Origin of the sequence: Agrococcus casei LMG 22410, assembly GCF_900163565.1 — a bacterium.
Lineage (GTDB): Bacteria > Actinomycetota > Actinomycetes > Actinomycetales > Microbacteriaceae > Agrococcus > Agrococcus casei.
The window spans coordinates 365627-389534 of sequence record NZ_FUHU01000026.1 but is presented as its reverse complement, the minus strand read 5'-3'; the positions used below and the strand labels follow the sequence as shown (position 1 = coordinate 389534).

Sequence of the window (23908 nt, the reverse complement as noted above, 5' to 3'; positions counted from 1 at the left end):
CGCGAAGGAGCTGGGCGTGCGCCTGTCGGTGGGGCGCACCGGATCGTGCCACGACAACGCAGTCGCCGAGTCGTGGTTCTCGATGCTCAAGAACGAGATGTACTACCGGCAGCGATTCGCCACGAGACGCCACGCACGCTTCCACGTGATGCAGTACATCGAGGTGTTCTACAACCGGCAGCGACTCCACTCAAGCCTCGGCTACCGCACCCCCGCCGAAGCGCGATCCGACCACGACATTCAGACCGCAACCGCGGCCTGATCCACAAAGAGACCGTCTACAAAACTTGACACAGCCCAGCGGCCCCTACTCGCAATTTTGGTAGCCAAAGAGCTCTCACATCGTCCGGTATGCACCGCTCACGGAAACAGACACCAGGGCCCAGGTGCTATTCACAATAGAAACACCTGTGTTTGTCCCCGCGCTGAATGAGTTCGGCAATCCTGAACTCGCACCATCCCCGAGTCCGTACACTTCAGTCCCGTAGTTCAGCGTGCCCGTCTGGCGCATGCGGACGTTCACTGTGTAGTCAGAACCCACCGAATAAATCGTGACGTTGCCAGAAACGTTAGATTGGACTTTGGCCTGAGAGCCCACGAATCGGGGCTGCTGTAGGTTGGGTATAGTCGTATTGAATGAGCTGTAGGTCGTCCCAGCAAATGCGGGAGTAGCTACAAATGCGAGAGCGCTTGCTAGCAGCCCCGCCAACAGAATTCGTTTCCTACTTCTGGATTTCATTTCTCCGGCTTTCGTCATTGATAGTGCCTTCACTGCTTGATCATAGAGCTTTCATAGCGGGTGTTCAAGGGTAATTGAGTTATTCGCAACCTTCAGCGCTTCGGCTCGTGTCCTTCTGAGCTGCACCGAAACAAGCCCTCTCGACGACGGGCTGCTGCCCGCTGAGAGCGCACAAGTGATCACCGTGGTCGACGGTGGCACCATCGACGTGCAAACGACCGATGGAGGAAGCGCGCGCGCCTAATCGGCCTCGATACGCCCGAGTAAGACCCCAGAACCAAGCGGCGGTAGGGCTACAAACGCGAGAGAGCCCTCCCCAAAATTGGGGAGGGCTCTGGCCTATTAGGCCCCCGCGTCAACCGCCATGAAGACCAGCTTGACTACGACATACATGCCGTATGTCTCACCCATCCCCAAAGCTCTGAGCGACCTTTTCGAGTTTTCTTATCACTCACTTGGCCCTCCGTTCACTTGTCGAGACGCGGCCGACAAGGGAGGGGCCAACTTGGTATGTGCCTCTGGTGCTCTCGATCGCTCAGTGAGCTTGCGAGTTTCGCAGGAGCGACATAGACTTCCGGTAGTTGTACCTACGGGAGATCATGCTTCCCAAGCCAGCCACTCGGCACAGGCGAAACTCCCCCCAATCGTTGGCGCGATTGGGGTTTGTTTTTGCCTGGGACTTCGGCGCCGCGCGTTCACCTCCGTCTCTATCTATTCCCCCACGAGCCTGACGCGTTTTCCCGGGTTATGGGTGCTTCACCAACGCACCTAATGAAACTGGGCTTACGACGCGGGCCAGGGGAGTCGCGTAGCGCCAACCGACTGCCAAGCGGCCTCTTCCGATCTCGCTTGGCGGAGATGATGAGGATGTCTGCCAGCTCCTCTTCGGTGAGCAGTACTCCGGGAGGCAGTGTCGTGATGTCGATGCGGTCGCGGATGGCAGTGAGCGATGTCTGGGTCATGCACCACATGTCTGCGGCGAATCTGCCTTCATGGACACTTTCTGCGCGCTTAGCAGATTCAGTGCGCTCCATGCAACTCGGATCTGTGGACAAGTCGAGTTGGGACAGTAGTTGGGACGTTTTTGGTTGTCGACCACTCTGGCGCATCGGCTACTTGTCAGTGTTTTCAAGGGTTCTCGGTGGGGCGTGCGGGACTTGAACCCGCGACCCAAGGATTATGAGTCCTCTGCTCTAACCAGCTGAGCTAACGCCCCGTGTCGCACTCGGCAACTTTGCAATCTTATCTGAAGGCCGTGGCATATGATGTCGATCATGCCCGAAGCGCCCACAGAAGAAGCAGTTCAGAAGTTCACAGCATTCCGCGCACGTCGTGACGACAGCGTGAGAGGGCCGCAGGGGCCGCTTGCGCTCGCCCTCACCCACTGGGTGCTCGAGTCGCAGCAGATCGACGGCGTGCCCGGCGTCTGGGCTCAGTCAGAGACGAATGGCGGCCTCACAGTCACCGCAGCAGCAGCCGACGGCATCATCGTCGACGGACGAGAAGTCGATGGCACCGTAGAGGTCGCGAGCCGAGCGTCGATGGCCCCTTCGAGCGTGCATTTCGCGGATGGTCGCACGGCTTTCGTGATCGACAGCAGCGTCGTCGGCAAGCCCGGCGAGACCGAGTACGCACTTCGCGTCTGGGACGCCGAGCGTGCAGAGCACCTCGGCTTCACCGAGATCGCCGCCTTCGACTTCGATGCTGAATGGCAGCTCACCGGCACCTACGAACAGGTCGACGGGGGAGTCGCATTCGAGCACGGCCGCTCGCAGGGCGATCGCACCGACAGCGCCGTGACACCCGGCGTCGTGCGCTTCGAGCACGAGGGCCAGCAGTTCGAGTTGCTGGCGCTTCCCGACGGCGACACTCTGCAGATCGTCTTCGCCGACGCCACGACAGGCAGCGAGACCTACGGTGTGGGGCGCTTCCTCTACGCACGACCCGCCGCCGACGGCTCGGTCGAGCTCGACTTCAACCGGGCAGTCGTGCCTCCCTGCTCGTTCTCAGACCAGTTCAACTGCCCGCTTCCGCCGGCATCCAATCGCTTCCCGTTTGCTGTGACAGCTGGCGAGAAGAAGCCGATGTTTGCTGAAAGCGCCTCTGACGGGGCATAATCAAGGTAGCTCTTTCGATCGATGGGGAAGTCGAATCGAGAGGAGCGACCATGGCACTCAATGCCACAAATGCACACCATGCTCATGGCATGGTGACTATCCATGCCGCCCAGCGAGCCCTGCAGCTGCACCTCGAGTGGGCAGTCGGTCGTGCCCTCGGCGCCGCATCCGGGTTCTCCTTCGAGTGGGAGGCACAGCCTGCACAGGCGGGTTCCTTCCGCGCGACCAGCGCCTGGGACGGCTCGGTCGGAACCGGTGCGATCCTTGCGAGTGCGCTGCGTGAGTGGGAGATCCCGTTCGAAGTCACTGAGTCGTCGAACGACGGCCTCAGCGTGCACTACATGGCGACACCCGAGCTCGGCCTGTTCACAGGCACGACAGACAGGGGCGGCAGCATCGTCGTCGACGAGCACCGCATCCACCTCGCGTTCGCCAAGCACGCCGGCGACGCAGACGGCCTGGCGTCAGAGTTCGGCCGACTGCTTGGAGTTCCGTGGGACACCGAGCTCGAGCCCCTGCGGCACGCACAGGACCTCTCTCGCACGATCTGGATGGACCGCGCGGTCTGAGCCACGTGACGCGCTGAGCGTCAGTTCATGTTGCGCAGCGCGACGACGGCGTTGTGTCCGCCGAAGCCGAACGAGTTCGAGATCGCAACCTGCGGACCGTTGTCGAGCGCGATCGGCTGAGCTGAGATGCGCAGCGGAATCGCGGGATCCTGGTCGACCACGTTGATCGTCGGAGGCGCGGTTCGGTTCATGACTGCAAGCGCGGTGAACATCGCCTCGAGGGCGCCTGTTCCGCCCAGCAGGTGACCGGTCTGCGACTTCGTGGCAGAGACGGGGATCTCGTGCACGCGATCGCCGAACACCTTGTGCAGCGCTGTGTACTCGGCGATGTCGCCGACCGGTGTGCTCGTGGCGTGCGCGTTGATGTGCGTCACGTCGTCGGCGGATGCGCCAGCCTGCGCCAGCGCGAGCTCGACAGCGCGGATGGCGCCGCGACCCTCGGGGTCGTTGGCGGTGATGTGGTACGAGTCTGCAGTGACGCCGGCTCCGGCGACCTCTGCATAGATCTTTGCGCCGCGCGCACGTGCGTGCGACTCGGTCTCGAGCACGAGGCTGGCCGCACCCTCGCCCATGACGAAGCCGTCGCGGTCGACCGAATAGGGTCGCGAAGCGGTCTCGGGGGAGTCATTGCGGCGCGAGAGCGCCTGCATCGAGTTGAACGACGCGATGGTGATGGGGTGGATGGCTGATTCAGCACCGCCGGCGATGACGACATCGGCCAGACCGGCACGGAGGTGCTCGAAGCCATTCGCGAGCGACTCGGTGCTCGATGCGCAGGCCGACGCCACGGTGTGTGCGAAGGCGCGTGCCTCGAAGTGCATCGAGATCGCTGCTGCTGCCGCGTTGGGCATCAGCATCGGCACGGTCATCGGCATGACACGGCGCTCGCCCTTCTCGCGCAGGGTGTCCCATGCGTCGAGCAGAGTCCAGACGCCGCCGATGCCGGTTGCGTAGTCGACGCCGAGGCGCTCGGGCGCGACGTCGGGGGAGCCTGCGTCGGCCCAGGCCTCGATGGCCGAGACGACAGCGAACTGGCTGGCGATGTCAAGACGCTTCGCCTTGGGGCGCTCGAGCACTTCGCTCGGGCGGACCTTGGCCTCGGCAGCGAACTTGACCGTGAGGTCGAGCTCGTCGATCCAGTCGTGCTCGAGGCGATGCGTGCCGGAGTCGCCGCGGAGGAGGCCCTCCCACGATTCGGGCGCTGTGCCGCCGAGCGGCGATGAGGCGCCGATGCCGGTGATGACGATTTTCTCAGCCATGTTGCTCCTGGTGATTGCGAGTGCACGGTCAGTCAGACCGTGCACTCGAGGTCGCTACTGAGTCTGTGCACCAACGATGTAGTCGACTGCGTTCTTGACGGTCTTGAGGTTCTTGACCTCGTCGTCGGGGATCTTGACGTCGAAGCGCTCTTCAGCGTTGACGACGATGGTCATCATCGAGATCGAGTCGATGTCGAGGTCGTCAGTGAACGACTTCTCGAGCTGCACCGACTCAGTCGCGATGCCGGTCTCATCGTTGACGAGTTCTGCGAGGCCTGCGAGGACCTCTTCCTGGGTGAGTGCCATGGAATCTCCTTTGGTGTTGGTAGACAGAATGAAAGCCTAGGGCAAGCGGATAACTTGTGCGCCATAGACAAGCCCTGCGCCGAATCCGATCTGCAGCGAGAGGCCGCCCGAGAGTTCGGGGTGGTCTTCGAGCAGCTGATGGGTCGCAAGGGGTATTGAGGCGGCCGACGTGTTGCCGGTCGTCTCGATGTCGCGGGCGATCACGACCGAGTCGGGCAGCTTGAGCTGCTTCGCGAACTCGTCGATGATGCGCATGTTCGCCTGGTGCGGCACGAATGCGGCCAGGTCTTGGGGGCCGATTCCGGCCTTCTCGAGTGCCTCTCGGGCAACCTTCGCCATCTCCCAGACGGCCCAGCGGAACACCGTGGGGCCCTCCTGGCGCAGCGTCGGCCACGGTGCTCCGTTGTCGCGCATGTCGTAGAGCGAGTTGGTCATGTGGATGACGTCCCACTTCGAGCCGTCTGAGCCCCAGACGCTCTCGCTGACGCCGACCTCGTCGGATGCGCCCATGACTGCGGCTCCAGCACCGTCTCCGAGGAGGAAGCTGATCGAGCGGTCGGTGGGGTCGATGACCTCAGAGAGCTTCTCGGCACCGATCACGAGAACGTACTCTGCGGCACCCGACCGGATCAGCGCATCCGCCTGTGCGATGCCGTAGGTGTAGCCGGCACAGGCCGCACTGATGTCGAAGGCCGGCACGAGGTGTGCTCCGAGGCGCTCGCCCACGAGCGAGGCCAGGGAGGGCGTCTGCACGGGGTTCGAGATGGTCGAGATGATGATTGCGCCGAGCTGAGAGCCGTCGATGCCGGCCTTCTCGAGCGCTTCGCGGCCAGCCGTCTCGGCGAGCATGTCGATCGTCAGCTCCTTGGAGGCGCGCTTGCGAGACGTGATGCCCGTGCGCTGGCGGATCCACTCGTCAGAGGAGTCGATCGGGCCGACGAGGTCGTCGTTCACGACGTCGACGTCGCCGCGAGCCGCTCCGAACGCGAGGATGCGGCTGCCTTCGCGGTGTGCGGTGTTCTTCAGTGCTGTGCTCATTCGGTGTCTCCCTGCAGAAGATCTGCAGCCGCCTGCAGATCGTCCGGTGTCTTGAGTGCGGCCACCGGTGTGCCGCGCATGCCGCGCTTCGCCAGGCCCGTGAGAGCGCCGGCGGGTGCGAGTTCGATCATGCCTGTGATGCCGTCTTCGACGAATGTCTCCATCGACTTGTCCCAGCGGACGGGCGATGCGACCTGGCCGACGACGAGGTCGACGAACTCGTGACCGGTCTCTACCTTGGCGCCGTGGTGGTTGCTGTAGATCGGAATCTGCGGGTTGTCGACATCGAGCTCGCCCGCCGCCTCGCGCAGGGCGTCGACTGCAGGCTCCATGAAGTGCGTGTGGAATGCGCCTGCCGTCTGCAGCGCGATGACGCGCGACTTTGCGGGGGCGTCCGCAGCGAAGCTCTCGAGGGCCTCGCGGTCGCCGGCGACGACGATCTGGCCTCCGCCGTTGTAGTTCGCGGCACTGAGTCCGAGCTCTTCAAGCTTTGCCTCGAGCTCTTCCGGATCGGCTCCGATGACCGCTGCCATGCCAGTGGGCGTGAGAGCAGCAGCCTCAGCCATCGCTCGGCCGCGGATGCCGACGAGCTTCATGGCGTCTTCACGCGACAGGATGCCCGCCACATACATGGCGGTGAGCTCGCCGACAGAGTGCCCGGCGGTGGCCTTGCCGAACTGCTGGGCCTGCTGCACGAGTGCGTCGTAGGCGACGATGCCAGCCGCGACGATGAGCGGTTGCGCCACGCGAGTGTCTTTGATCGTCTCGGCGTCGGAGTTCGTGCCGTGTTCGATCAGATCGATGCCGGCTGCTTCGCCGAGCTCGCCGAGGGTCTCGCGAACGCCGTCGAGTTCGAGCCACGGTGCGAGGAAGCCCGGCGTCTGAGAGCCCTGTCCAGGGGCGGCAATGAGAATCACGTGTTCATCCTTTCAGGGTCTCCATGCGCAAGCGGGGATTCGACCCGGTGTGATCTTCGATCACTTCTGCTTGTCGCGGCGCATGACGCCGAGTATGAGTGCGGTGTGCAGAATGAGGGCCTGCCGAGCGTCGGTCGCGTCGAACCCGATGATGTCTGCGATGCGCTTGAGCCTGTAGCGGACGGTGTTCGGATGCACGCCAAGGCCGCGCGCGGTGGACTCGAGTGAGCGGCCGTTGTCGAGATACGCCCACAGCGTGTTCGTGAGGTCGGTCGAGTGGTCGGCCAGCGGTCGGTAGATGCGGCTGACCAGCGTCGCCTTCGCGAGCGAGTCTCCTGCAAGTGCGCGCTCTGGGAGCAGGTCGTCGGCTCCGACAGGGCGGGGTGCGCTTCGCCACGCCTTGGACACGGCGAGACCCGCAAGGGCCGCTTTTGCGCTGCGCGACGCATCCTGGACTGACGAGACCGTTGGTCCGTACACGACCGCACCCTCGCCGAAGTGCTCGTCGAGCTTGTCGGTGAGCTCTGCGAAGTCGAGCGATGTGCCGTCGGTCTCTGCGCCGCCTGCACGCTCGCCTGCGACCACGATGAGGCGTGATGCATGCTGGCCGATCAGTACATCTGCTCCGGCTCGGCGAGCAGCCCGCCGGATCATGTCGACGTCGAGCTGGCGGGGAGCGGCTCCGACGATGACCATGCAGTCGCTGTCGGTCTGCCATCCGAGCGCGGCTGCGCGTGAGGGCAGTTCGCTGTCGTGCTCGCCCGTGAGGATCGAGTCGACGACGAGTGCCTCGAGCCTGGCGTCCCAGAGCCCGCGAGACTCGGCTGCGCGGGCGTACACGTCTGCAGCTGCGAACGCGACGTCACGGGAGTACCGCAGGATCGGCTCGGTCATGCTGGGGTCTTGCCCGGCAATGCGGTTGTCGAAGACATTCACGACGGCTCTGACGATCTGCAGGGTCTGCTGCAGGCTGATCGATCGCATCAGCTCGCGGGGAGCCGAGGCGAACACGTCGGCCGCGATCCACGGCTGCGCCGTCGGGTCTTCGTGCCACTCGATGAACGACGCGACGCCCTGCTGGGCAACGCTCTCGACTGCGGCCTTTCGCGTCGCCGGCATCTTGCGATACCAGGGCAGCGAGCTGTTCAGCTCTTTCAGCACCGCTGCGGAGAGTTCCGCAGCGGTGCGTCGGAGCCAGCTGAGCTGTTGTGCCTTCTTGTGCACGATCGCGCTATGCGTCTCCGCCGGCGGTGCCCGATCGCCCGGCGTTCGGGTCGTGGAGGCTGTACTTGTCGATTGCCTCCTGCACCTTGCCGAGGGGGATCTTGCCCTGCCGTGCCAGCGCCTCGAGTGCGCGGACGACCATGGAGTGCGAGTCGATGTTGAAGAATCGACGCGCTGCGGCACGGGTGTCGCTGAATCCGAAGTCGTCGGCGCCGAGCGTGTAGTAGTCGCCCGGGACCCACTGGCGGATCTGGGCGGGAACCGCGTGCGTGTAGTCGGTGCTCGCGATGAACGGACCCTCGGAGTCGCCCAGCTTCTGGGTGATGTACGCGACCTGCGCAGGCTCCTGCGGGTGCAGGAAGTTGTGCTGGTCGGCCTTCAGCGCCTCGCGACGGAGCTCATTCCACGAGGTGACTGACCAGACGTCAGCCGAGATGCCCCAGTCGGTGCCGAGCAGCTCCTGGGCCTCGAGAGCCCAGGGGAGGCCGACGCCCGAAGCGAGCAGCTGCACCTTCGTGTCGTGGTGGTCGCTGGACGAGACGCGGTGGATGCCCTTGAGGATTCCCTCTACGTCGACGTCGTCGGGCTCTGCGGGCTGGCGCATCGGCTCGTTGTAGACCGTCAGGTAGTAGTAGATGTTCTCGGGGTCTTCGCCGTACATGCGGCGCAGGCCGTCCTGCACGATGTGCGCGATCTCGTAGCCGTAGGCGGGGTCGTACGTGACGACAGCCGGGTTCGTGGATGCGAGCAGCGGCGAGTGGCCGTCGGCGTGCTGGAGGCCCTCACCCGTGAGGGTGGTGCGTCCGGCGGTTGCGCCGACGAGGAATCCGCGAGTCATCTGGTCGGCAGCGGCCCACATGTGGTCGCCCGTGCGCTGGAATCCGAACATCGAGTAGAACACGTAGATCGGGATCAGCGGCTCGCCGTGTGTCGAGTACGACGTTCCGGCGGCGATGAACGCCGACATGGCGCCGGCCTCGTTGATGCCGACGTGCACGATCTGGCCGTCTGGCGCCTCGCGGTACTTCAGCAGCAGGTCGCGGTCGACCGAGGTGTAGTTCTGCCCGTGCGGGTTGTAGATCTTCGCGCTCGGGAAGAACGCGTCCATGCCGAACGTGCGTGCCTCGTCGGGAACGATCGGAACGATGCGCTCGCCGAAGCCCTTCTCGCGCAGCAGATCCTTGAGCAGGCGCACGAAGGCCATCGTCGTGGCGACTTCCTGCTTGCCGGAGCCCTTCTTCGGCAGATCGAAGGTCTTGTCAGCAGGCAGCGTCAGCTCTGTTGCCTTGGTGCGGCGCTCGGGAAGGTATCCGCCGAGCTTCTGTCGACGGTCGTGCATGTACTTCAGCACCTCGTCGTTCTCGTCGGGGCGGAAGTACGGCGGCTTGTACGGGTCTTCTTCGAGCTGCGCGTTGGTGATCGGCAGGTCGAGGTAGTCGCGGAAGCTCTTGAGGTCGTCGAGCGTGAGCTTTTTCATCTGGTGGGTCGCATTGCGGCCCTCGAAGTTCTTGCCGAGGCCGTAGCCCTTGACTGTTTTCGCGAGGATCACGGTGGGCTGACCCTTGTGCTCGGTGGCTGCCTTGTAGGCGGCGTAGATCTTCTTGTAGTCGTGGCCGCCGCGCTTGAGGTTCCAGACCTCGTCGTCGCTGAGGTGCTTGACCATCTCGCTTGTGCGCTCGTGGCGTCCGAAGAAATGCTCGCGAACGAACAGGCCTGACTCGGCCTTGTACGTCTGGTAGTCGCCGTCAGGCGTCTCATTCATGAGGCGCACGAGCGAGCCGTCGTGGTCGTCAGCAAGCAGGTGATCCCACTCGCGACCCCACACGACCTTGATGACGTTCCAGCCGGCGCCTCGGAAGAACGACTCGAGCTCCTGGATGATCTTGCCGTTGCCTCGCACGGGGCCGTCGAGACGCTGCAGGTTGCAGTTGACGACGAACGTCAGGTTGTCGAGGTTCTCATTGGCGGCCAGCTGCAGAGCGCCGCGCGACTCGACTTCGTCCATCTCGCCGTCGCCGAGGAAGGCCCAGACATGTGAGTCGTTGGTGTCTTTGATGCCGCGGTTCGAGATGTACTTGTTCGTCATCGCCTGGTAGATGGCGTTCTGCGGGCCGAGGCCCATCGAGACCGTCGGGAACTGCCAGAACTCGGGCATGAGGCGCGGGTGCGGGTAGCTGGGGAGCCCATTCGGAGCCTTGGACTTCTCCTGGCGGAATGCGTCGAGGTTGTCTTCGGTCAGGCGGCCCTCGAGGAAGGCACGGCCGTACATGCCGGGGGAGGCGTGGCCCTGGTAGAAGATCTGGTCGCCCCCGTCGGGGTGATCCTGGCCCTTGAAGAAGTGGTTGTGGCCCACTTCATAGAGGGATGCGCTCGATGCGTACGAAGAGATGTGTCCGCCGACTGCGATGTCGGGGTGCTGTGCGCGGTGCACGGTCACGGCGGCGTTCCAGCGGATCCAGCGGCGGAACGTGCGCTCCAGCGCCTCGTCACCGGGGAACTCGGGCTCATCTTCGGGAGCAATCGTGTTGATGTAGTCCGTGGTCGGAACCATGGGCACGCCGAGCTGCAGCTTCTTCGACTCCTGCAGCAGCGAGAGCATGATCTCGCGACCTCGCTGGGTGCCGTGAGCGTCGACGAGAGCCGAGAGCGACTCCTGCCATTCCGCTGTCTCTTCTGGATCTGCATCCACGTTGTTGGATGAGTACGGGTTCTGATCGTGGACAGCCACCGGTCACACTCCTGCCTAGGCTCCTGAGGGCACCGTCGATCGGACGATACTCTGATGTCCATTCCACTCTACTGCGCCAGCAAGTCGCGCAAGTCCCGAAAGGAAATCGCTCATGACCATTGCAGTCGGCAGCCAGGCTCCCGAGTTCACGCTCACGTCGCACACGGGCGAATCCGTGTCGCTGAGCGACTACAGAGGCAAGAAGAACGTGACGCTGGTCTTCTACCCAGCTGCCTTCACGGGTCGCTGCACTGGCGAGCTGTGCGAATTGCGCGACAACTTCTCGATGTTCACGGATGACGACGTCGAGCTGCTTGCCGTCTCGTGCGACCACGCGGGCTCGCTCGGGGCATTCGCCGAGCAGGAGGGCTTCGACTTCACGCTGCTGAGCGACTTCTGGCCGCACGGCGCGGTGTCGCAGTCCTACGGGGTATTCCTCGACGACAAGGGCGTTGCCACGCGTGCCACGGTGCTGATCGACCAGGACGGCGTCGTTCGCGACGCATTCGAGACGTCACCCGGTGAGTCACGCGATCTGGCCCGGTATCGCGAAGCTCTGGAGCGCATCCGCTCTTAGTCGATGTCGACGTGCGTCGCGACGCACCGGAACGACAGCTCCGTCTCGCCGGCGCCCTCGACTGCGGCGGCTTCGACGTCGTGGCAGAAGTCGGTGTAGCCCATCTCCTCGGCGATCGCCGGGCGGTCTTCTGACTCGGCGTCGTTGAGGCCGTCTGCGCGGACTTCGACTGAGACGTGCACGAGTTCGCCGGAGTCTGCATGCACTGAGCTGTTGACCTCGAAGGCGGCCGAGCCGTCGGCAGTGGGCAGCTGCTCATTCATTCCCTCGAGCGCGGCCGCCACGTCGATCGCGGCCTGCAGCACCAGCGACTCCTGTGCAGTGATGTTGCTTGCCGAGGTGAGCTCTCCGACCACGATGCTCGAGTAGTTCACATCTGCGGTGACCGATGCCGGCAGGTCTGCCGCGAGCAGGGCCTTCGCGTCGTCGACCGTGTCTGCGCCGCCGAACAGGGAGGTGCTCATGCCGTCGTCGCCGCCGAATGCACTCACGCGCCCCCACCCGTCGGTGAACGCCACGCTCAGCGCGTCGTGCGCATCAGTGGCCTCGAAGTCGCCTGCGAAGGTGAAGCTGACGCCGAGATCGGGAATGTCGAACATCAGCGACGGAAGCGGCTGGCTGTGCGTGGCCGCAACGTCGAGCAGCTCGTCGAGCAGTGCAGCGGCTCCGTCTTCTGACGCGCGAGGGGTGATCTCGACTTGGGCGTCGCGCGGCGGGATGTTGCTCGCGCGCTCCCACCCGTCGACAGCGGCGTCGTGCTGCACGACGATCTCGGATGCATCGAGGGTGTCGACGAGTGCCTGCTCGTAGTCGTCGGGGAAGCTGTCTTCAGTCGGCACTCCGAAGAGGGCGCAGCCGGATGCGGTGAGCACAGTGACTGCGGCGGCTGCGGCTGCGAGGGTGCGAGAGAGGTGGCGCATGAGGTCAGTGTATGAGTGCGGACTGGAAGGGAGTTGGCTGTCGTCTGCACGCATCCTGAGTGCGTCTTGTTTGTGCTGATTGTGTGTACGATGGTGTTTCTGTCGGGCCTATAGCTCAGTTGGTTAGAGCGCCACGTTTACACCGTGGATGTCTGGGCGGTGCCGACTGAGGACGCATCGCGTCCGACTCGGCGCCGGTCGTGGAGCGACCGCCATTGGCTGGCGTGGAGCGATCGAGTCTCTCGTGCCGAATTTCGTGTGTACGATGGTGTTTCTGTCGGGCCTATAGCTCAGTTGGTTAGAGCGCCACGTTTACACCGTGGATGTCGGGAGTTCGAGTCTCTCTGGGCCCACCATTCGGTCGCTGTTTCAGAGTCCGGCGGAGATGAGGCCAATGCCTGCGCCGACGACTCCGATCGTGAGCAGGATGCCTCCGGCACCGATGGCGTATCGCCATGCGTTGCGCTTCTGGGGGTCCTTGCCGATGACCGACAGGAAGAAGCCTGCCGGCATCACGATCGCAGCCCACAGCACGCCCGAGCCGATCGTCGCCGACCACGCGGGCACCCCGGGCTGAGCGGTGAGAATCTGCACCACGAGGCCGAGGATCACGAGAACGCCCGCGTGTGCGTGACCTGCCCGGAACGATGCACGCTGCAGTTCGTTGGTGGCGACATCTCCTGCCCGGACTCGAAGGAGGAACGTGCCGCCATAGGCGATGGCAACAACGGTGAGCAGTACGATGCCGCAGATCAGAAGAGTGCTGGTGGGCATGATTCAGCCTTTCGCGGTGGATGGAAATGGGACTGCAGGTGTTTCATGACTTGCTCCCGAAGAGCATCGCTTCGGCTTGCTCGGCGATCGCCAGGATGTTTTCGTGGTCAGCATGATCGGTCACGCCGGCACGCGAGAGAGCGCCGCTGTTGTGCAGGGTGACTATGCCGTGCATGAGACTCCAGGCGGCGACCGTGGCCGATGATGCGGCGCGCATCGCTTCGGGCGACTCGAGCCCACGAACACCGGCTTGCAGAATCGCCCATGTGCGTCCGCTCGCTTCCTGGAACTCCTCCGTCTGTTCGATGAGGTCCGTATCGAACATCACGACAAAATGCGCAGGGCGTTCGACGCCGAAGCGAACGTAGGCGAGGCCCACCTGGAGCAATCCCTCCGTCTGCGCCGCACTCAGGCGATCGGCAAGTTCGATGTATCCCTCGATCGCCAGAGCCGTGAGCAGGCCATTCCGTGAGCCGAAGACGTGGCCGATTGCCGTATGCGTCACTCCCAGCTCAGCGGCGATGCCGCGGATCGTGACAGAACCCGCGCCCCCGGCGTCGATGCGTTCTTGCGCACTGTCCAAGGCGGCCCGACGCAGATCGCCGTGGTGGTACGCATCCTTTGTTCCCGCTGCAGCCATAGAGGCATCTTTCCACATGAAAGTTTCCGATGGCATGGCCGGGTGCTGTTCGAGTCAGTGCCGGCAGGACTTGACTGCGACGCTGCGTCATAGTTGAAACTGGAAGCATGACGTCCAGACGCACGCGGCTGAGAACAGCACATCGCGCGCACGCCGCCCTCACTGTCGTCGTTGTCGCCACGCTGCTGGTGCTCAACCTTGCTGGAGTGCTCACCGGTGTCATGGCTTTGCGCCTGTTCCTGATCATCGAGGTGCCGCTGCTGCTCGTCTTGCTTGCGATCACCGTGTTGCGGTTCCGGCGGCTCAGACGCTCAGCCGATGCGCCACGGGCAGGATTGCTCGACCGGCTCGAAGTCGAAGAGCCGCTGCTGCGTCCCGCTGTCGCTGAGCTCAGGGCATTCTGCAGTCTCATCCTGGCCGTGCTGCGCAAGCGACAGGTTCCACGAGGATCCCAATGGTTCGGCTACACCAGAGGCTCCATGGCATTCCCAACGGTGATGATCGTGCTGAGCGTGGTCGAACTGGTGATCGTGCACATTCTTGTGCCGTGGGTCTGGCTGCAGGTCGTGCTGCTGGTGCTCGCCATCTGGGGCGTGCTCTTCCTCCTGGGGCTCATCGCGACCTGCGTGGTGCACCCGCACTTCGTCGCCGACGAGACCCTGCATCTGCGGTGGGGGCATCGAACCGTGCTCTCGGCGCCGCTGACCCGCATCGCATCGGTGGCGCCCCATGCCAACCACAAGCACACGCAGCCGCAGATCGAGGGCGAGAGCCTGATTCTCAGCCAGTTCCAGAGCACGAACGTGATCATCACGTTTGCTGAACCCGTCGCTGCTGCAGCGCCAGTGTCAAAGAAAGCGCTGCCCGATGACTTTCATGCGACAGAAGTGCTGCTGCATGTCGACGACTTGGATTCGTTTCTGCAGGCAGTTCGGCCGCTTTCTGACGAGGTGACGAGATGAGCGACGAGAGCATCGCAGCGGATGCCGCAATCGACGGTGACGCGGTGCTGCGCAGCCACGACGTGGCCGAGTTCGCAGGCACGACTCCACGCGCCTTGCGTCACTACCACCAGATCGGGCTGCTGTCAGAGGTGCCCCGCGACTCGAACGGCTACCGGCGCTACAGCGCCCGCGACCTCGTGAGAGTCCTGCGGATCCGACAGCTTGCAGCAGGCGGAGTGCCCTTGCGCAAGATCGGGACACTGCTCGACCAGGGCACCCAGAGCCAAGACAGCCTCCTGGCCGAACTCGATCGCGAGCTCAGGGCAGAAGTCGAGCGCATCGAAGCACAGCGCAAGGTTATGGCCGAGCTGCGGAGGCGCTTCGCCCAGACTGCACGATTCAACGGCGGGGAAGGCCCGTCTGTGACCCAGCAGTTCGATCAGGACGTCTGGACCTTGGTCACCGCAAGCGGCGACATCGATGCCGACACCGCTGCCTCGATTCAGGACGTGCTGCAGAGTGAGGCAGTCGCTGAGCGGATAGCCGCTTGGCATCCGGAGTTTGAGCGGCTCGAAGCGCAGGCGCACGTCGATGAAGCGAGTGCGGAACGGCTCGTCGGGCAGATGGTGAGCTTCGTCGAAACGGTCACGGAGGCGACGGGAATCACGCCGTTCGATGAAGCGAAACCGATCGCGGGGCTGATCGAGGGGATGCAGGATGACGCGTTCAGTCCTGCGCAGCAGCAAGTCTGGAGTCGTTTCCTCGCCGCCATGGAGACTCGATGGGGCGCCGGATCTGACTCAGCCGAAGGCGGCAGCGAACCAGCTTTCGAGTGACGTTGCCGATCGCGTCCACAGCTCCGTCGGGCCCGCCGTCACGCTTCGTGCTGTGCCGCCCAGTGTGGGCTCTGGATCAGGCCCACGAGGTTGTCGAATGGATCGCTGACTGATGCCGACCACCAGCCGTCGCCACGCTGCGTGACCGGATCGAATGTCGTCGCGCCAAGATCGAGAAGGCGCTTGACCGACGAATGGATGTCGTCGACGTGCATGCTGACGAGTGCACCGCCCGGCGCATCCAGCGAGGGTCGGAATCGCGCATCCATCAGAGCGAATTCGTCGTCATCATCACCGAAGCACCACTCGGCATACTGCGCTGGTGCATCAACGGGTCTCACGAAGTACGGCGGCGAATCAAAGACCCTCGTGTACCAGTCGATGGCTGCCGTCATGTCGTCGGCGACGAGGTTGAGGTTTGCGAGTCCGCGGAACATGATTTCTCCTTTGGTTGAAGGTGTGTGTCTTCTACACTGATTGCTGAAGTGATCATCTACTGATCACTTCAGAGAACTCGACCGGAAAGAGTTGCGGATGCGCGCGGATCGGCTCATTCAGGCACTGCTGCTGCTGCAGGGGCGGCAGGTGATCACTGCCGCCGAGCTGGCAAGAGAGCTAGAAGTGTCGGTGCCGACTGCGCGCCGCGATCTCGAGGCGCTGTCGATGGCTGGTGTGCCGGTGTATTCGACTCGGGGGAGAGGAGGTGGATGGCGACTCGTCGGCGGTGCCCGCACTGATCTCACGGGCCTGACCGAGACCGAGCTCACTTCACTCCTGATCGGCCTTGCGCAGAATGCGTCGAGGGAGCCCGAGCGTGTTGCGGCCATGCGCAAGCTGATGCGAGCCGCGCCTGCACCGTTTCGTGAGTCTGCGCAGCGAGTTGCTGATGCCACGGTGCTCGAAGGCTCGTGGGGAGAAGTGCGGCACGACACAGAGACAGCTGCAGTCGCCCAGCTGCAGCGGGCTGTCGCAAGTCGTCAACGAGTGCGAATGCAATACGCTGGCTCCCGCGGCGCAGTGTCAGCCGAGGTGGTGCCGCTGGTGTTGGGAAGCCGTGGTTCGCACTGGTATCTGCTTGCAGCTCCAGTTGTCGACGAAGGCCCGATTGCTGATGTCAGTCGAATGCGCACCTACAGGGTCGACCGTATTGAGCAGCTCGACAGTGACTCCCGCAGCGGTGTGGCGCCAGACGACTTCGACGCTCAGAGCGCGTGGGCACGCATGACTGCCCGCGTTGAGGGGCTGAGAGGAGCCGTGCACGCAACCGTTGCGGTGGAGCCGTGGGCAGTTCGCGCCGTGCTTGATCGGTTCGGCGAGCAGGCGAAGATGCTCGAAGTGTCGCCTCAGGCTGGGGGTCGTGCGGTCATGGAGGTGAGCGCTCAGCACGCAGAGGCGCTGGCGGAGCAGCTCGCCGGATGGACCTCGGCTCTCGAAGTGATTGAGCCACAGGAAGTTCGTGCCGCATTGTCTGCGCTCGGCCAGAGGATCATGTCGCAATACGCCAATGAATGACACCTCAGCGGCGTGAATGCATCGCGTAGGCTGGGTTCATGAGCCACGACGCTCGCGACCAGCCCGGCGGACCGCCAGATATTCGCGGCCACAGCGAGCTCGAGCGCTCAGCGATCATCGAGACCTCGATTCAGCAGGCGATCCGCCGAGGCGAGTTCGATGACCTTCCTGGCTCCGGCAAACCGCTCGAGGGTCTCGATGGCAAGAGCGATCCCGACTGGTGGATTCGTCGCAAGATCGAGAACGAGAACCTGACCGGACTCGGACCTCCTGCGCTGTCGCTGCGCGTTGAGAACGCCGAGCTTGACGACCGGCTCGACGGCATGAGTCGCGCAGAAGACGTGCGCGAAGCACTCGAGGACTTCAACAGGCGCGTGGTCAGCGCTCGCCGCCAGTTGCAGGGCGGCCCGCCGGTGGTGACGCCGACCCGCGAGGTCGCGACGGAGATCGCCGCCTGGCGCACCCGTCGCGCGGAGCGACAGGCTGCGGCCAAGGTCGAGCCGCCTCAGCCTGAGACGCCAGCCGAGCGTCCGCGTCGCCGGTGGTTCGGGCTGCGGCGATGAAGCATCACCGTCACGCTCCCATCGACCACAGCCGCACCGTCGCATAGCTTCGATACGGCGACCACGTCTGCAGGTGCGGATGATCGACGGTGAGGTCATGCGCGGCGAGCGCACGACGGAGGACGGCGTCTGAAGTCGGCAGCGCATCCGTGTCGTCGAGCGTGCGGATGCCGAGTGTCGACAGCGTCCAGGGGCCGATGCCGCGAACGGCTGCGAGCGTGCCGAGCGACTCGGCCCGACCTTCGCCGCGCTTCAGCGTGAATCCGTCGGCATAGAGACGCGACACGTCGTGCACCGTGGCCGCACGTGCTCGAGTCATGCGCAATGCGTCGCGCAGAGCCTCGAATTCGGTCTCGGCGAGCCTCTCGGGCGTGGGGAAGGCACGCAGACCGTCGACCGGCTCGCCAAAGGCGTCAACCAGCCGACCGAGAAAGATGCGGCCGGCCGCAAGCGTGACCTGCTGGCCGAGGATGATCGACACCACCGCTTCGAAGTCGTCGACGTAGCGCGTGATGCGGATGCCTGGGCGCTGCGAGACCTGCGGGGCCAGCACCGCAGACCCCGCGAGGTGCGCATCGATCTGCTCGATGTCGGCGTCGAGATCGAACCAGCGACGAATCAGCGGCGCGGCGGCATCAGGGAGGGGAGGCCCATCGGCTGCGGTCGCACGGACTCCGTCTGCATTGAGCCGCACCGTGACCGGAAGAGCCCGACCCTCGACGCGCATGACCCGTGTGTGACGCGCCTCATCAGGCTCTGCACGGTCGAGCCCATCTATCGCGTGGGTCGACAGCGAGTGCAGCGCGGCGGCACGATCCCATGGGCCGCGAGCAGCGACGAACAGCGGAGCCGCCATCAGTCGGACCAGACTCCCGATGTGCCTCGTCGGTGGCTGCCGATCAGGTGCGTGTCGACGATGCCCACTGCCTCCATGAGCGCGAACATGGTCGTCGGCCCCACGAACGCGAAGCCTTCGGCTCTCAGCGCCTTTGCGAGCGCCTTCGACTCGGGCGACTGGGTGGGGATCTCGTCGAGCAACACCGGCCGCGGGGTGTCGCCGGGCTGAAACGACCAGACGAAGGCCGCCAGGCCGCCCTTGTCGCGCATCCGCACTGTCGCCTGAGCATTCTGCATCGTTGCCCGAATCTTCGCTCTGTTGCGCACGATGCCTGCATCGGCCATGAGGCGATCGAAGTCGTCTTCGTCGAAGGCCGCCACCTCGTCTGGTGCGAAGCCTGCGAACGCCTCGCGAAAGGCGGGCCGCTTGCGCAGGATCGTCGCCCACGAGAGCCCCGACTGGAAGGCCTCGAGACTGAGCCGCTCGAACATGCCCTGCTCATCGCGCACCGGCATGCCCCACTCGGTGTCGTAGTACTCGCGCATGAGCGGGTCAGCGCTTGCCCACGCGGGCCGTGCGAGGCCGTCGTCGCCAAGAATCAGAGCAGCGTCAGTCATGGGCCGAGGCTACAGTCTCAGGCTGCCTGGCGCTCGAGGTCGAGCAGCGTGCGCTTGGCATCGGGACCGCCGAGGTAGCCGCCGATCGTGCCGTCGGTACGCAGCACGCGGTGACAGGGAACCACGATGGGCAGCGGGTTGGTGGCACACGCTGTGCCGACCGCGCGGACTGCGCCCGGGTTGCCCACGAGCTCGGCAACCTGCTTGTACGTCTGCGTCGAGCCGTAGGCGATCTGCGGCAGATGACGCTGCACCAGCTGCCTGAAGCCGGCTGAGAGTCGGTCGTCGAGCGGCAGATCGAATGCGTGACGAGAGCCGTCGAAATACGCGTCGATCTGCTGCGCGGCGACTTCGAGCTCTGTAGACGACCGCAGGACTGCCGGCCCGACCTTCGCCGCGACGTCGCTCAGCACGCTGTCGAAGCCCTCGATCTCGAAGGCGACGCGCACGATGCCCTTCGAGGTCGCAGCCACGAGAAGGCGGCCGACGGGCGAGTCGACCAGTCGGTAGACGACGTCGAGGCTGCCGGATGCGCGAGCATCGGCGACCAACCTGTCTTGCAGTCTCGAGAGCTCGCCAGATGATGGGTCGGTCAGCTCGCGAAGGGCCCTCTCGATCTTGCTGTCTTGCTCGTTCATCTTCATGCTCCGTCGTGGTCTCTGAATGCAGGGTGCCGCCTGAGGGACTGCAGCCCATCTGCGGCCGACCGCCTGGCGGCAGCGGCTGTGCCGCCCAGCAGCTCGGCGATGTCGTCGTAGGGGAGTGACCCTAGGTAGCGGTAGGCGATGGCCTTGCGCTGCTTCTCTGGCAGGTCGCCGACTGCGCTCCAGAGCTCGTGTCGCTCGGCCGAGCGCGCATCCGACTGCGACCGACCCTGCGACCCTGCAGCGGCCGGCGTCTCTGGCAGGTGCTCGACCGGCACAGCCTGACGAGCTCTGCGCCGCGTCACGTCGATGGCCTTGCGGTGTGCGATGCGCACCAGCCACGCCTCGACGTTGGTGCTCTCAGGCAGCTTCGGCCATGCCGGCATCGCTGAGAGAAACGTCTCTGACCATGCGTCGTCGGCATCTGCGTGCGGGCCGAGCACAGCGCGGCAGACGCGCAGCACGGTCGCCCCGTGCGCCTGGACTGCCGCTTCGAATGGTGTGTGCGTGTTCATCACCCTGCAGACGCGTCAGCGACCGAGAATGTGAGATGCGGCACCGGAATCTGCGTCAGTGCTCTGGTGCGGGCGGGTTCTGGTCGGGGTGCAGCGCGCTGAAGAACGAGTACGGTGCGCCGTCGGGGTCGGGGCCGCGGTCTTTGAACTCATTGAGCAGCTCGTACATGCGATTCTTGAACTCCTCTTTGTGCTCGTCGTTGAGCCGGAGTCCCATCCAGGTGGTCTTGAGGTCTTCTGGCTCGACGGTCTCGAGCTGCTGCAGGAACACCTCGACGAGCACGCGCGAGCCGCGGGGGAGCGGCGTGCGCCACGACAGACCCGTCGCCCTGTACGGCACCTCGCGAGCGCCCTTGGCGCCGGAGCGCTCTTCTTCTGGGGCGAGGAACCCAGTGCGCACGAGGGTTCGCACGTGATGCAGCATCGTGCCAGGATTGACGTCGAGCAGCTCGGCCAGCTCTTTGTTGGTTCTGGCCTCGAAGCCGCACAGTCGAAGCACGCGGAGTCGCAGTGGCGAGCTCAGTGCGCGTGCCGCTGCCTGCTGACGGTCATCGTTCATACAGCCATACTACGTTGATTGACGAGAGTCAATCACTACGGGACACTCATCGATATGACAACGAGACATGAACCTGAGGAAACCCAGGCGCGCCGATCGCTGTGGCGCGACGGAAATTTCCTGACGTTCTGGGGCGGGCAGACTCTTGCTCAGGCGGGCACGCAGATCACTGAGCTCGCCATTCCGGTGCTCGCTGTCGTGCTGCTGAACGCCACGGAGCTGCAGGTGGGGTTTCTCAATGCAGCGGCTGTCGCGGCCTTCCTGGTGGTGGGTCTGCCAGCCGGCGCGTGGATTGATCGCATGCGCAAGCGCCGAGTCATGATCACGGCCGACCTGGTGCGCGCCGTCGCTCTTTCGCTGCTGCCGCTGCTGTGGTGGCTCGACGTGCTCGCGATGTGGCAACTCTATGCCGTTGCGCTGGTGCTCGGCATCGCAACCGTGTTCTTCGACGTCTCGTATCAGAGCGTGATCCCGTCGCTGGTGCCCGGCAGGCAGATCGCAGAGGCGAACGGCAAGCTCGAGGCCACGCGCGAGCTCGCCAACATCGGCGGCCCCGCAGTCGGCGGCTGGCTCGTCGGAATCCTCACGGCACCGCTTGCGATACTCGCCACGGTCGGCACCTACCTCGTCTCAGCGGTCGCCCTGCTGCTCACGCGCGACACCGAGGAGCCGCGGGCAGGCGACGACAAGGCGCCGATCATGAAGGAGATCGGCGAGGGGCTCAGCTGGGTCTTCGGCAACCCGCTGCTGCGCCGCATCGTCGGCACCACGGCAGTCTCGAACCTCTTCAACACACTATCGTTCACGATGCTGCCCATCTTCCTGCTGCGAACCCTCGGGTTCTCGGTCGAGACGATGGGCGTGCTGCTCTCGCTCGGAGCGATAGGCGGCCTCGTCGGGGCAGTGGCAACGCCGCACATCGTGAAGCTGCTGGGCGAAGCCCGCTCGATTCCCGTCAGCGCCATCGTGCTCGCACTGGTCGCGGTGCTGCTGCCGCTGGCCGCGTCGTTCCCAGACGTCGCGTTTCCGCTGCTCGTCGCGCAGCTCTTCATCGGCAACGTCGCCATCCTCGCGTACAACATCACACAGGTGACCTTCCGCCAGCGGGTGACACCCAAGCGGCTGCTGGGCCGGATGAACGCATCCGTGCGCTTCTGCGTCTGGGGTGTCATGCCGATCGCGGCGCTCGCATCGGGCCTGCTGGCATCTGCGATCGGCGTCGTCGGCACAATGTGGGTCGGTGCTGCAGGCCAGCTGCTCGCAGCGCTGTTCGTCGTCACCGGCCCGTTCTGGAAGATGAGCGAGCTGCCCGACGCCGATGCCAGGATGGGTGCATGAGCACTGACAGCCAGACCACACGACCCGTTGCACTCGTCACCGGCGCCACGCGCGGCATCGGCCAGGCGATCGCGAAGGAGCTCGGCAGCGACCACCGCGTGCTGGTCGGCGGGCGCGACGAGGCGCTTGCGACCGAGATCGCTGCCAGCCTGCCGTCGGCCGAGGCCTGGGTGTGCGATCTGACCGATGGCGACGATGTCGCCGCAGCAATCGAGCGTGTGGGCCGCGTCGATGTCGTGATCCACTCGGCAGGCGTCGAAGGAAACGGTGCGATCGAGACGCTCGAGCGCCAGCAGTGGCGCGATGTGTTCGAGCTGAACGTCGTGGCGGTCGCCGACCTCACGCGCATGCTGCTGCCGAAGCTGCGCGAGGCCCGAGGCATGGTGCTTGCCATCAATTCGGGCTCCGGCTTCCATGCCGGCGCAGAGTGGGGCCTCTACTCGGCTTCGAAGTTCGCGCTGACGGCATTCACGGATGCGCTCCGCAAAGAAGAGGCGGGGCGAGTCCGAGTCGTCTCGGTGCATCCGGGGCGGGTCGACACTGCGATGCAGCAGCGCATCCAGGCGGGCAATGATGCCGGCTACAACCCGAACGACCACCTGCGCGTCGCAGACGTCGCGTTGGCCGTCGCAGCCGCAGTGAGGATGCCGCGCGGTGCCAATCTGAACACCGTCACGGTCAACCCCGACGCCGCCTGAGCGCTATTCGGGCCAGACGGTCGCGATGACCTTGCCGGAGGCCTCTGAGTCTCTGGCGACTGCGAACAGCTCTGCCGTGTTGCCGGCGTCGAACTCGTGCGTGATGACCAGCTCGATCTCGGGCCGCTTCGCGAGCAGGCTGATTGCGGCATCGATCTCGTCCTTGAAACGGAATGTGCCGTAGACCCGCAGCTCCTTCGAGATGAACGGCGCGAGGTTGACGGGCCGCGGCTCGTTCGGCACCATGCCGATCTGCACGACCGTTGCGGCCTTGCGGGCAGCGTGGAATGCGGTCGAGATCGACGGAGCGACGCCCGAGCACTCGAGCACGACGTCGAATGCGCCCTCGGGAACCTCGTCGGTCGCCACGTTGATCGCGGCTTCGGCGCCCATGCCGAGCGCACGCTGCAGCGGCCCTTCGAGCACGTCGGTGGCAGTGACGGATGCGGCGCCAGCGTCGAGCGCGGCGGCGATCGCAAGCAGGCCGATGGGGCCCGAGCCGGTCACGAGCACGCGAGCGCCCTTGATGGCGTCGCCCGCCTTCGCCACGCCGTGCATGGCGACCGCGAGCGGCTCGGCGAGCACCGCGGTGCGCACCGTCAGCGACTCAGGCAGCACGCGGATCATCGACCTGTCGACGACCAGCTGCTCGGCAAGAGCACCCTGCGTGTGCGGCCAGGTCGAGGCGCTTCCGAGGTACGACCCGTTCGGCCACAGGTGCGGATCGTCTTCGATGCCCGGCTGGCTGTCGCCGAAGCGCGCAGGGTGCACCGTGACGCCGGTGCCGGGAGCCCACTCGCCCTTCGGGTCGAAGTCGATGCGACCCGAGAGCTCGTGCCCGGGCACCAGCGGCTCCTGCACGACGAACGCGCCGTTCGCGCCTTCGAAGTAGTAGTGCAGGTCTGAGCCGCACACGCCCACGTAGTCGACGCGGATGCGCACCTCGTCTTCACGAGGCTCGGGTGTCGGCACGTCGCGAACCTCGACGGTCTGCTTCGCGGTGATGAATGCTGCGCGCATGGTGATGCCCTCCTGG

At 64.8% G+C, this 23908-nt stretch carries 26 protein-coding genes and 3 tRNA genes; 12 read left to right on the top strand and 17 right to left on the bottom strand.

Features of this window, described 5'->3' with window-relative positions; genetic code table 11:
- A partial coding sequence (locus CZ674_RS06875; protein WP_143244668.1) for an integrase core domain-containing protein occupies positions 1 to 262 on the top strand: 262 nt, incomplete at its 5' end.
- 1619 nt (positions 263 to 1881) lie between these two features.
- On the opposite strand, the gene CZ674_RS06870 is transcribed toward CZ674_RS06875, so the two are convergent.
- Positions 1882 to 1955, bottom strand: a tRNA-Ile gene (locus tag CZ674_RS06870).
- A gap of 58 nt (positions 1956 to 2013) precedes the next feature.
- Between CZ674_RS06870 and CZ674_RS06865 the strand changes: the two genes are divergently transcribed.
- Together CZ674_RS06865 and CZ674_RS06860 are read left to right on the top strand one after the other, a co-directional pair.
- Positions 2014 to 2856: a DUF1684 domain-containing protein gene (locus CZ674_RS06865; protein WP_159456920.1), complete on the top strand. Its 843-nt coding sequence runs from the start codon at positions 2014 to 2016 to the stop codon at positions 2854 to 2856.
- An 89-nt stretch (positions 2857 to 2945) separates the two neighbouring features.
- Positions 2946 to 3425: a DUF3145 family protein gene (locus CZ674_RS06860; RefSeq protein ID WP_234988470.1), complete on the top strand. Its 480-nt coding sequence runs from the start codon at positions 2946 to 2948 to the stop codon at positions 3423 to 3425.
- A 20-nt stretch (positions 3426 to 3445) separates the two neighbouring features.
- On the opposite strand, the gene CZ674_RS06855 is transcribed toward CZ674_RS06860, so the two are convergent.
- From CZ674_RS06855 to aceE, 6 genes are read right to left on the bottom strand one after another with little or no spacing between them, the layout of a single operon-like run.
- Positions 3446 to 4684 carry a beta-ketoacyl-[acyl-carrier-protein] synthase family protein gene (locus CZ674_RS06855; RefSeq protein WP_086991769.1) on the bottom strand — a complete coding sequence of 413 codons (1239 nt, stop codon included), beginning with the start codon at positions 4682 to 4684 and terminating at the stop codon, positions 3446 to 3448.
- Between the two features lie 54 nt (positions 4685 to 4738).
- Positions 4739 to 4990: an acyl carrier protein gene (locus CZ674_RS06850; RefSeq protein WP_086991768.1), complete on the bottom strand. Its 252-nt coding sequence runs from the start codon at positions 4988 to 4990 to the stop codon at positions 4739 to 4741.
- Between the two features lie 36 nt (positions 4991 to 5026).
- Positions 5027 to 6028 carry a beta-ketoacyl-ACP synthase III gene (locus tag CZ674_RS06845; protein ID WP_086991767.1) on the bottom strand — a complete coding sequence of 334 codons (1002 nt, stop codon included), beginning with the start codon at positions 6026 to 6028 and terminating at the stop codon, positions 5027 to 5029.
- Positions 6025 to 6945 carry an ACP S-malonyltransferase gene (locus CZ674_RS06840; protein ID WP_086991766.1) on the bottom strand — a complete coding sequence of 307 codons (921 nt, stop codon included), beginning with the start codon at positions 6943 to 6945 and terminating at the stop codon, positions 6025 to 6027. Before CZ674_RS06840 ends, CZ674_RS06845 begins: the two co-directional genes overlap by 4 nt.
- Positions 6946 to 7005: 60 nt before the next feature.
- Positions 7006 to 8172: a PucR family transcriptional regulator gene (locus CZ674_RS06835; protein ID WP_086991799.1), complete on the bottom strand. Its 1167-nt coding sequence runs from the start codon at positions 8170 to 8172 to the stop codon at positions 7006 to 7008.
- 4 nt (positions 8173 to 8176) lie between these two features.
- The gene (aceE, locus tag CZ674_RS06830) at positions 8177 to 10897 is read right to left on the bottom strand and encodes a pyruvate dehydrogenase (acetyl-transferring), homodimeric type (protein WP_086991765.1); all 2721 of its coding nucleotides are present in this window, start codon (positions 10895 to 10897) and stop codon (positions 8177 to 8179) included.
- Between the two features lie 112 nt (positions 10898 to 11009).
- Here aceE and CZ674_RS06825 point away from each other — a divergent pair, with 112 nt between their 5' ends.
- Complete coding sequence (locus tag CZ674_RS06825) at positions 11010 to 11474, top strand: peroxiredoxin (protein ID WP_086991764.1); 465 nt, start codon at positions 11010 to 11012, stop codon at positions 11472 to 11474.
- On the opposite strand, the gene CZ674_RS06820 is transcribed toward CZ674_RS06825, so the two are convergent.
- Positions 11471 to 12394, bottom strand: coding sequence for a hypothetical protein (locus CZ674_RS06820; protein ID WP_143244667.1), 924 nt, complete (start codon positions 12392 to 12394; stop codon positions 11471 to 11473). The genes CZ674_RS06825 and CZ674_RS06820 overlap by 4 nt on opposite strands.
- Positions 12395 to 12498: 104 nt before the next feature.
- On the opposite strand from CZ674_RS06820, the gene CZ674_RS06815 reads away from it, so the two are divergent.
- Positions 12499 to 12591: transfer RNA gene (locus CZ674_RS06815), tRNA-Val, on the top strand.
- An 82-nt stretch (positions 12592 to 12673) separates the two neighbouring features.
- Positions 12674 to 12750 (top strand) — tRNA-Val (locus CZ674_RS06810).
- A 13-nt stretch (positions 12751 to 12763) separates the two neighbouring features.
- On the opposite strand, the gene CZ674_RS06805 is transcribed toward CZ674_RS06810, so the two are convergent.
- Both CZ674_RS06805 and CZ674_RS06800 read right to left on the bottom strand, forming a co-directional pair.
- Positions 12764 to 13168 carry a hypothetical protein gene (locus tag CZ674_RS06805; protein WP_086991762.1) on the bottom strand — a complete coding sequence of 135 codons (405 nt, stop codon included), beginning with the start codon at positions 13166 to 13168 and terminating at the stop codon, positions 12764 to 12766.
- Positions 13169 to 13211: 43 nt separating this feature from the next.
- Positions 13212 to 13808, bottom strand: a complete 597-nt coding sequence (locus CZ674_RS06800) for a TetR/AcrR family transcriptional regulator (RefSeq protein WP_159456919.1) — start codon at positions 13806 to 13808, stop codon at positions 13212 to 13214.
- A gap of 107 nt (positions 13809 to 13915) precedes the next feature.
- Here CZ674_RS06800 and CZ674_RS06795 point away from each other — a divergent pair, with 107 nt between their 5' ends.
- On the top strand, positions 13916 to 14770 hold the full coding sequence (locus CZ674_RS06795; protein WP_086991760.1) for a hypothetical protein: 855 nt from the start codon (positions 13916 to 13918) through the stop codon (positions 14768 to 14770).
- Complete coding sequence (locus tag CZ674_RS06790) at positions 14767 to 15588, top strand: MerR family transcriptional regulator (RefSeq protein ID WP_086991759.1); 822 nt, start codon at positions 14767 to 14769, stop codon at positions 15586 to 15588. The genes CZ674_RS06795 and CZ674_RS06790 overlap by 4 nt, the downstream gene beginning before the upstream one ends.
- A 38-nt stretch (positions 15589 to 15626) precedes the next feature.
- Here the strand turns inward: CZ674_RS06790 and CZ674_RS06785 are convergent, their stop codons facing one another.
- Positions 15627 to 16025 (bottom strand): VOC family protein, encoded by a 399-nt coding sequence (locus CZ674_RS06785; RefSeq protein ID WP_086991758.1) that lies wholly within the window; start codon positions 16023 to 16025, stop codon positions 15627 to 15629.
- 97 nt (positions 16026 to 16122) lie between these two features.
- Between CZ674_RS06785 and CZ674_RS06780 the strand changes: the two genes are divergently transcribed.
- Positions 16123 to 17100, top strand: coding sequence for a helix-turn-helix transcriptional regulator (locus CZ674_RS06780; RefSeq protein ID WP_086991757.1), 978 nt, complete (start codon positions 16123 to 16125; stop codon positions 17098 to 17100).
- 38 nt (positions 17101 to 17138) lie between these two features.
- Positions 17139 to 17663: a DnaJ family domain-containing protein gene (locus tag CZ674_RS06775; protein ID WP_086991756.1), complete on the top strand. Its 525-nt coding sequence runs from the start codon at positions 17139 to 17141 to the stop codon at positions 17661 to 17663.
- Positions 17664 to 17673: 10 nt separating this feature from the next.
- Here the strand turns inward: CZ674_RS06775 and CZ674_RS06770 are convergent, their stop codons facing one another.
- From CZ674_RS06770 to CZ674_RS06750, 5 genes are read right to left on the bottom strand one after another with little or no spacing between them, the layout of a single operon-like run.
- Positions 17674 to 18519 carry a DNA-3-methyladenine glycosylase family protein gene (locus CZ674_RS06770; RefSeq protein WP_086991755.1) on the bottom strand — a complete coding sequence of 282 codons (846 nt, stop codon included), beginning with the start codon at positions 18517 to 18519 and terminating at the stop codon, positions 17674 to 17676.
- Complete coding sequence (locus CZ674_RS06765) at positions 18519 to 19118, bottom strand: DNA-3-methyladenine glycosylase I (protein WP_086991754.1); 600 nt, start codon at positions 19116 to 19118, stop codon at positions 18519 to 18521. The genes CZ674_RS06770 and CZ674_RS06765 overlap by 1 nt, the downstream gene beginning before the upstream one ends.
- Positions 19119 to 19135: 17 nt before the next feature.
- Positions 19136 to 19762, bottom strand: a complete 627-nt coding sequence (locus CZ674_RS06760) for a methylated-DNA--[protein]-cysteine S-methyltransferase (RefSeq protein WP_086991753.1) — start codon at positions 19760 to 19762, stop codon at positions 19136 to 19138.
- A complete protein-coding gene (locus CZ674_RS06755; protein WP_086991752.1) occupies positions 19759 to 20277 on the bottom strand; it encodes an RNA polymerase sigma factor in 519 nt (172 codons plus the stop codon). Before CZ674_RS06755 ends, CZ674_RS06760 begins: the two co-directional genes overlap by 4 nt.
- A 55-nt stretch (positions 20278 to 20332) precedes the next feature.
- Positions 20333 to 20836, bottom strand: coding sequence for an ArsR/SmtB family transcription factor (locus CZ674_RS06750; protein WP_086991751.1), 504 nt, complete (start codon positions 20834 to 20836; stop codon positions 20333 to 20335).
- 54 nt (positions 20837 to 20890) lie between these two features.
- Between CZ674_RS06750 and CZ674_RS06745 the strand changes: the two genes are divergently transcribed.
- Both CZ674_RS06745 and CZ674_RS06740 read left to right on the top strand, forming a co-directional pair.
- Positions 20891 to 22174 carry an MFS transporter gene (locus CZ674_RS06745; RefSeq protein WP_086991750.1) on the top strand — a complete coding sequence of 428 codons (1284 nt, stop codon included), beginning with the start codon at positions 20891 to 20893 and terminating at the stop codon, positions 22172 to 22174.
- The gene (locus CZ674_RS06740; protein WP_086991749.1) at positions 22171 to 22872 is read left to right on the top strand and encodes an SDR family oxidoreductase; all 702 of its coding nucleotides are present in this window, start codon (positions 22171 to 22173) and stop codon (positions 22870 to 22872) included. Before CZ674_RS06745 ends, CZ674_RS06740 begins: the two co-directional genes overlap by 4 nt.
- A 3-nt stretch (positions 22873 to 22875) precedes the next feature.
- Here the strand turns inward: CZ674_RS06740 and CZ674_RS06735 are convergent, their stop codons facing one another.
- Positions 22876 to 23892 carry a zinc-binding dehydrogenase gene (locus CZ674_RS06735; RefSeq protein WP_086991748.1) on the bottom strand — a complete coding sequence of 339 codons (1017 nt, stop codon included), beginning with the start codon at positions 23890 to 23892 and terminating at the stop codon, positions 22876 to 22878.
- Positions 23893 to 23908 lie beyond the last annotated feature (16 nt).

Bases quoted from the DNA above. Each gene is read 5' to 3' on its own strand.
- CZ674_RS06865 (WP_159456920.1), top strand. From the start codon at position 2,014: ATGCCCGAAGCGCCCACAGAAGAAGCAGTTCAGAAGTTCACAGCATTC.
- CZ674_RS06860 (WP_234988470.1), top strand. From the start codon at position 2,946: ATGGTGACTATCCATGCCGCCCAGCGAGCCCTGCAGCTGCACCTCGAG.
- CZ674_RS06855 (WP_086991769.1), bottom strand. From the start codon at position 4,684: ATGGCTGAGAAAATCGTCATCACCGGCATCGGCGCCTCATCGCCGCTC.
- CZ674_RS06850 (WP_086991768.1), bottom strand. From the start codon at position 4,990: ATGGCACTCACCCAGGAAGAGGTCCTCGCAGGCCTCGCAGAACTCGTC.
- CZ674_RS06845 (WP_086991767.1), bottom strand. From the start codon at position 6,028: ATGAGCACAGCACTGAAGAACACCGCACACCGCGAAGGCAGCCGCATC.
- CZ674_RS06825 (WP_086991764.1), top strand. From the start codon at position 11,010: ATGACCATTGCAGTCGGCAGCCAGGCTCCCGAGTTCACGCTCACGTCG.
- CZ674_RS06820 (WP_143244667.1), bottom strand. From the start codon at position 12,394: ATGCGCCACCTCTCTCGCACCCTCGCAGCCGCAGCCGCCGCAGTCACT.
- CZ674_RS06805 (WP_086991762.1), bottom strand. From the start codon at position 13,168: ATGCCCACCAGCACTCTTCTGATCTGCGGCATCGTACTGCTCACCGTT.
- CZ674_RS06800 (WP_159456919.1), bottom strand. From the start codon at position 13,808: ATGGCTGCAGCGGGAACAAAGGATGCGTACCACCACGGCGATCTGCGT.
- CZ674_RS06795 (WP_086991760.1), top strand. From the start codon at position 13,916: ATGACGTCCAGACGCACGCGGCTGAGAACAGCACATCGCGCGCACGCC.
- CZ674_RS06790 (WP_086991759.1), top strand. From the start codon at position 14,767: ATGAGCGACGAGAGCATCGCAGCGGATGCCGCAATCGACGGTGACGCG.
- CZ674_RS06785 (WP_086991758.1), bottom strand. From the start codon at position 16,025: ATGTTCCGCGGACTCGCAAACCTCAACCTCGTCGCCGACGACATGACG.
- CZ674_RS06780 (WP_086991757.1), top strand. From the start codon at position 16,123: ATGCGCGCGGATCGGCTCATTCAGGCACTGCTGCTGCTGCAGGGGCGG.
- CZ674_RS06775 (WP_086991756.1), top strand. From the start codon at position 17,139: ATGAGCCACGACGCTCGCGACCAGCCCGGCGGACCGCCAGATATTCGC.
- CZ674_RS06770 (WP_086991755.1), bottom strand. From the start codon at position 18,519: ATGGCGGCTCCGCTGTTCGTCGCTGCTCGCGGCCCATGGGATCGTGCC.
- CZ674_RS06765 (WP_086991754.1), bottom strand. From the start codon at position 19,118: ATGACTGACGCTGCTCTGATTCTTGGCGACGACGGCCTCGCACGGCCC.
- CZ674_RS06760 (WP_086991753.1), bottom strand. From the start codon at position 19,762: ATGAAGATGAACGAGCAAGACAGCAAGATCGAGAGGGCCCTTCGCGAG.
- CZ674_RS06755 (WP_086991752.1), bottom strand. From the start codon at position 20,277: ATGAACACGCACACACCATTCGAAGCGGCAGTCCAGGCGCACGGGGCG.
- CZ674_RS06750 (WP_086991751.1), bottom strand. From the start codon at position 20,836: ATGAACGATGACCGTCAGCAGGCAGCGGCACGCGCACTGAGCTCGCCA.
- CZ674_RS06745 (WP_086991750.1), top strand. From the start codon at position 20,891: ATGACAACGAGACATGAACCTGAGGAAACCCAGGCGCGCCGATCGCTG.
- CZ674_RS06740 (WP_086991749.1), top strand. From the start codon at position 22,171: ATGAGCACTGACAGCCAGACCACACGACCCGTTGCACTCGTCACCGGC.
- CZ674_RS06735 (WP_086991748.1), bottom strand. From the start codon at position 23,892: ATGCGCGCAGCATTCATCACCGCGAAGCAGACCGTCGAGGTTCGCGAC.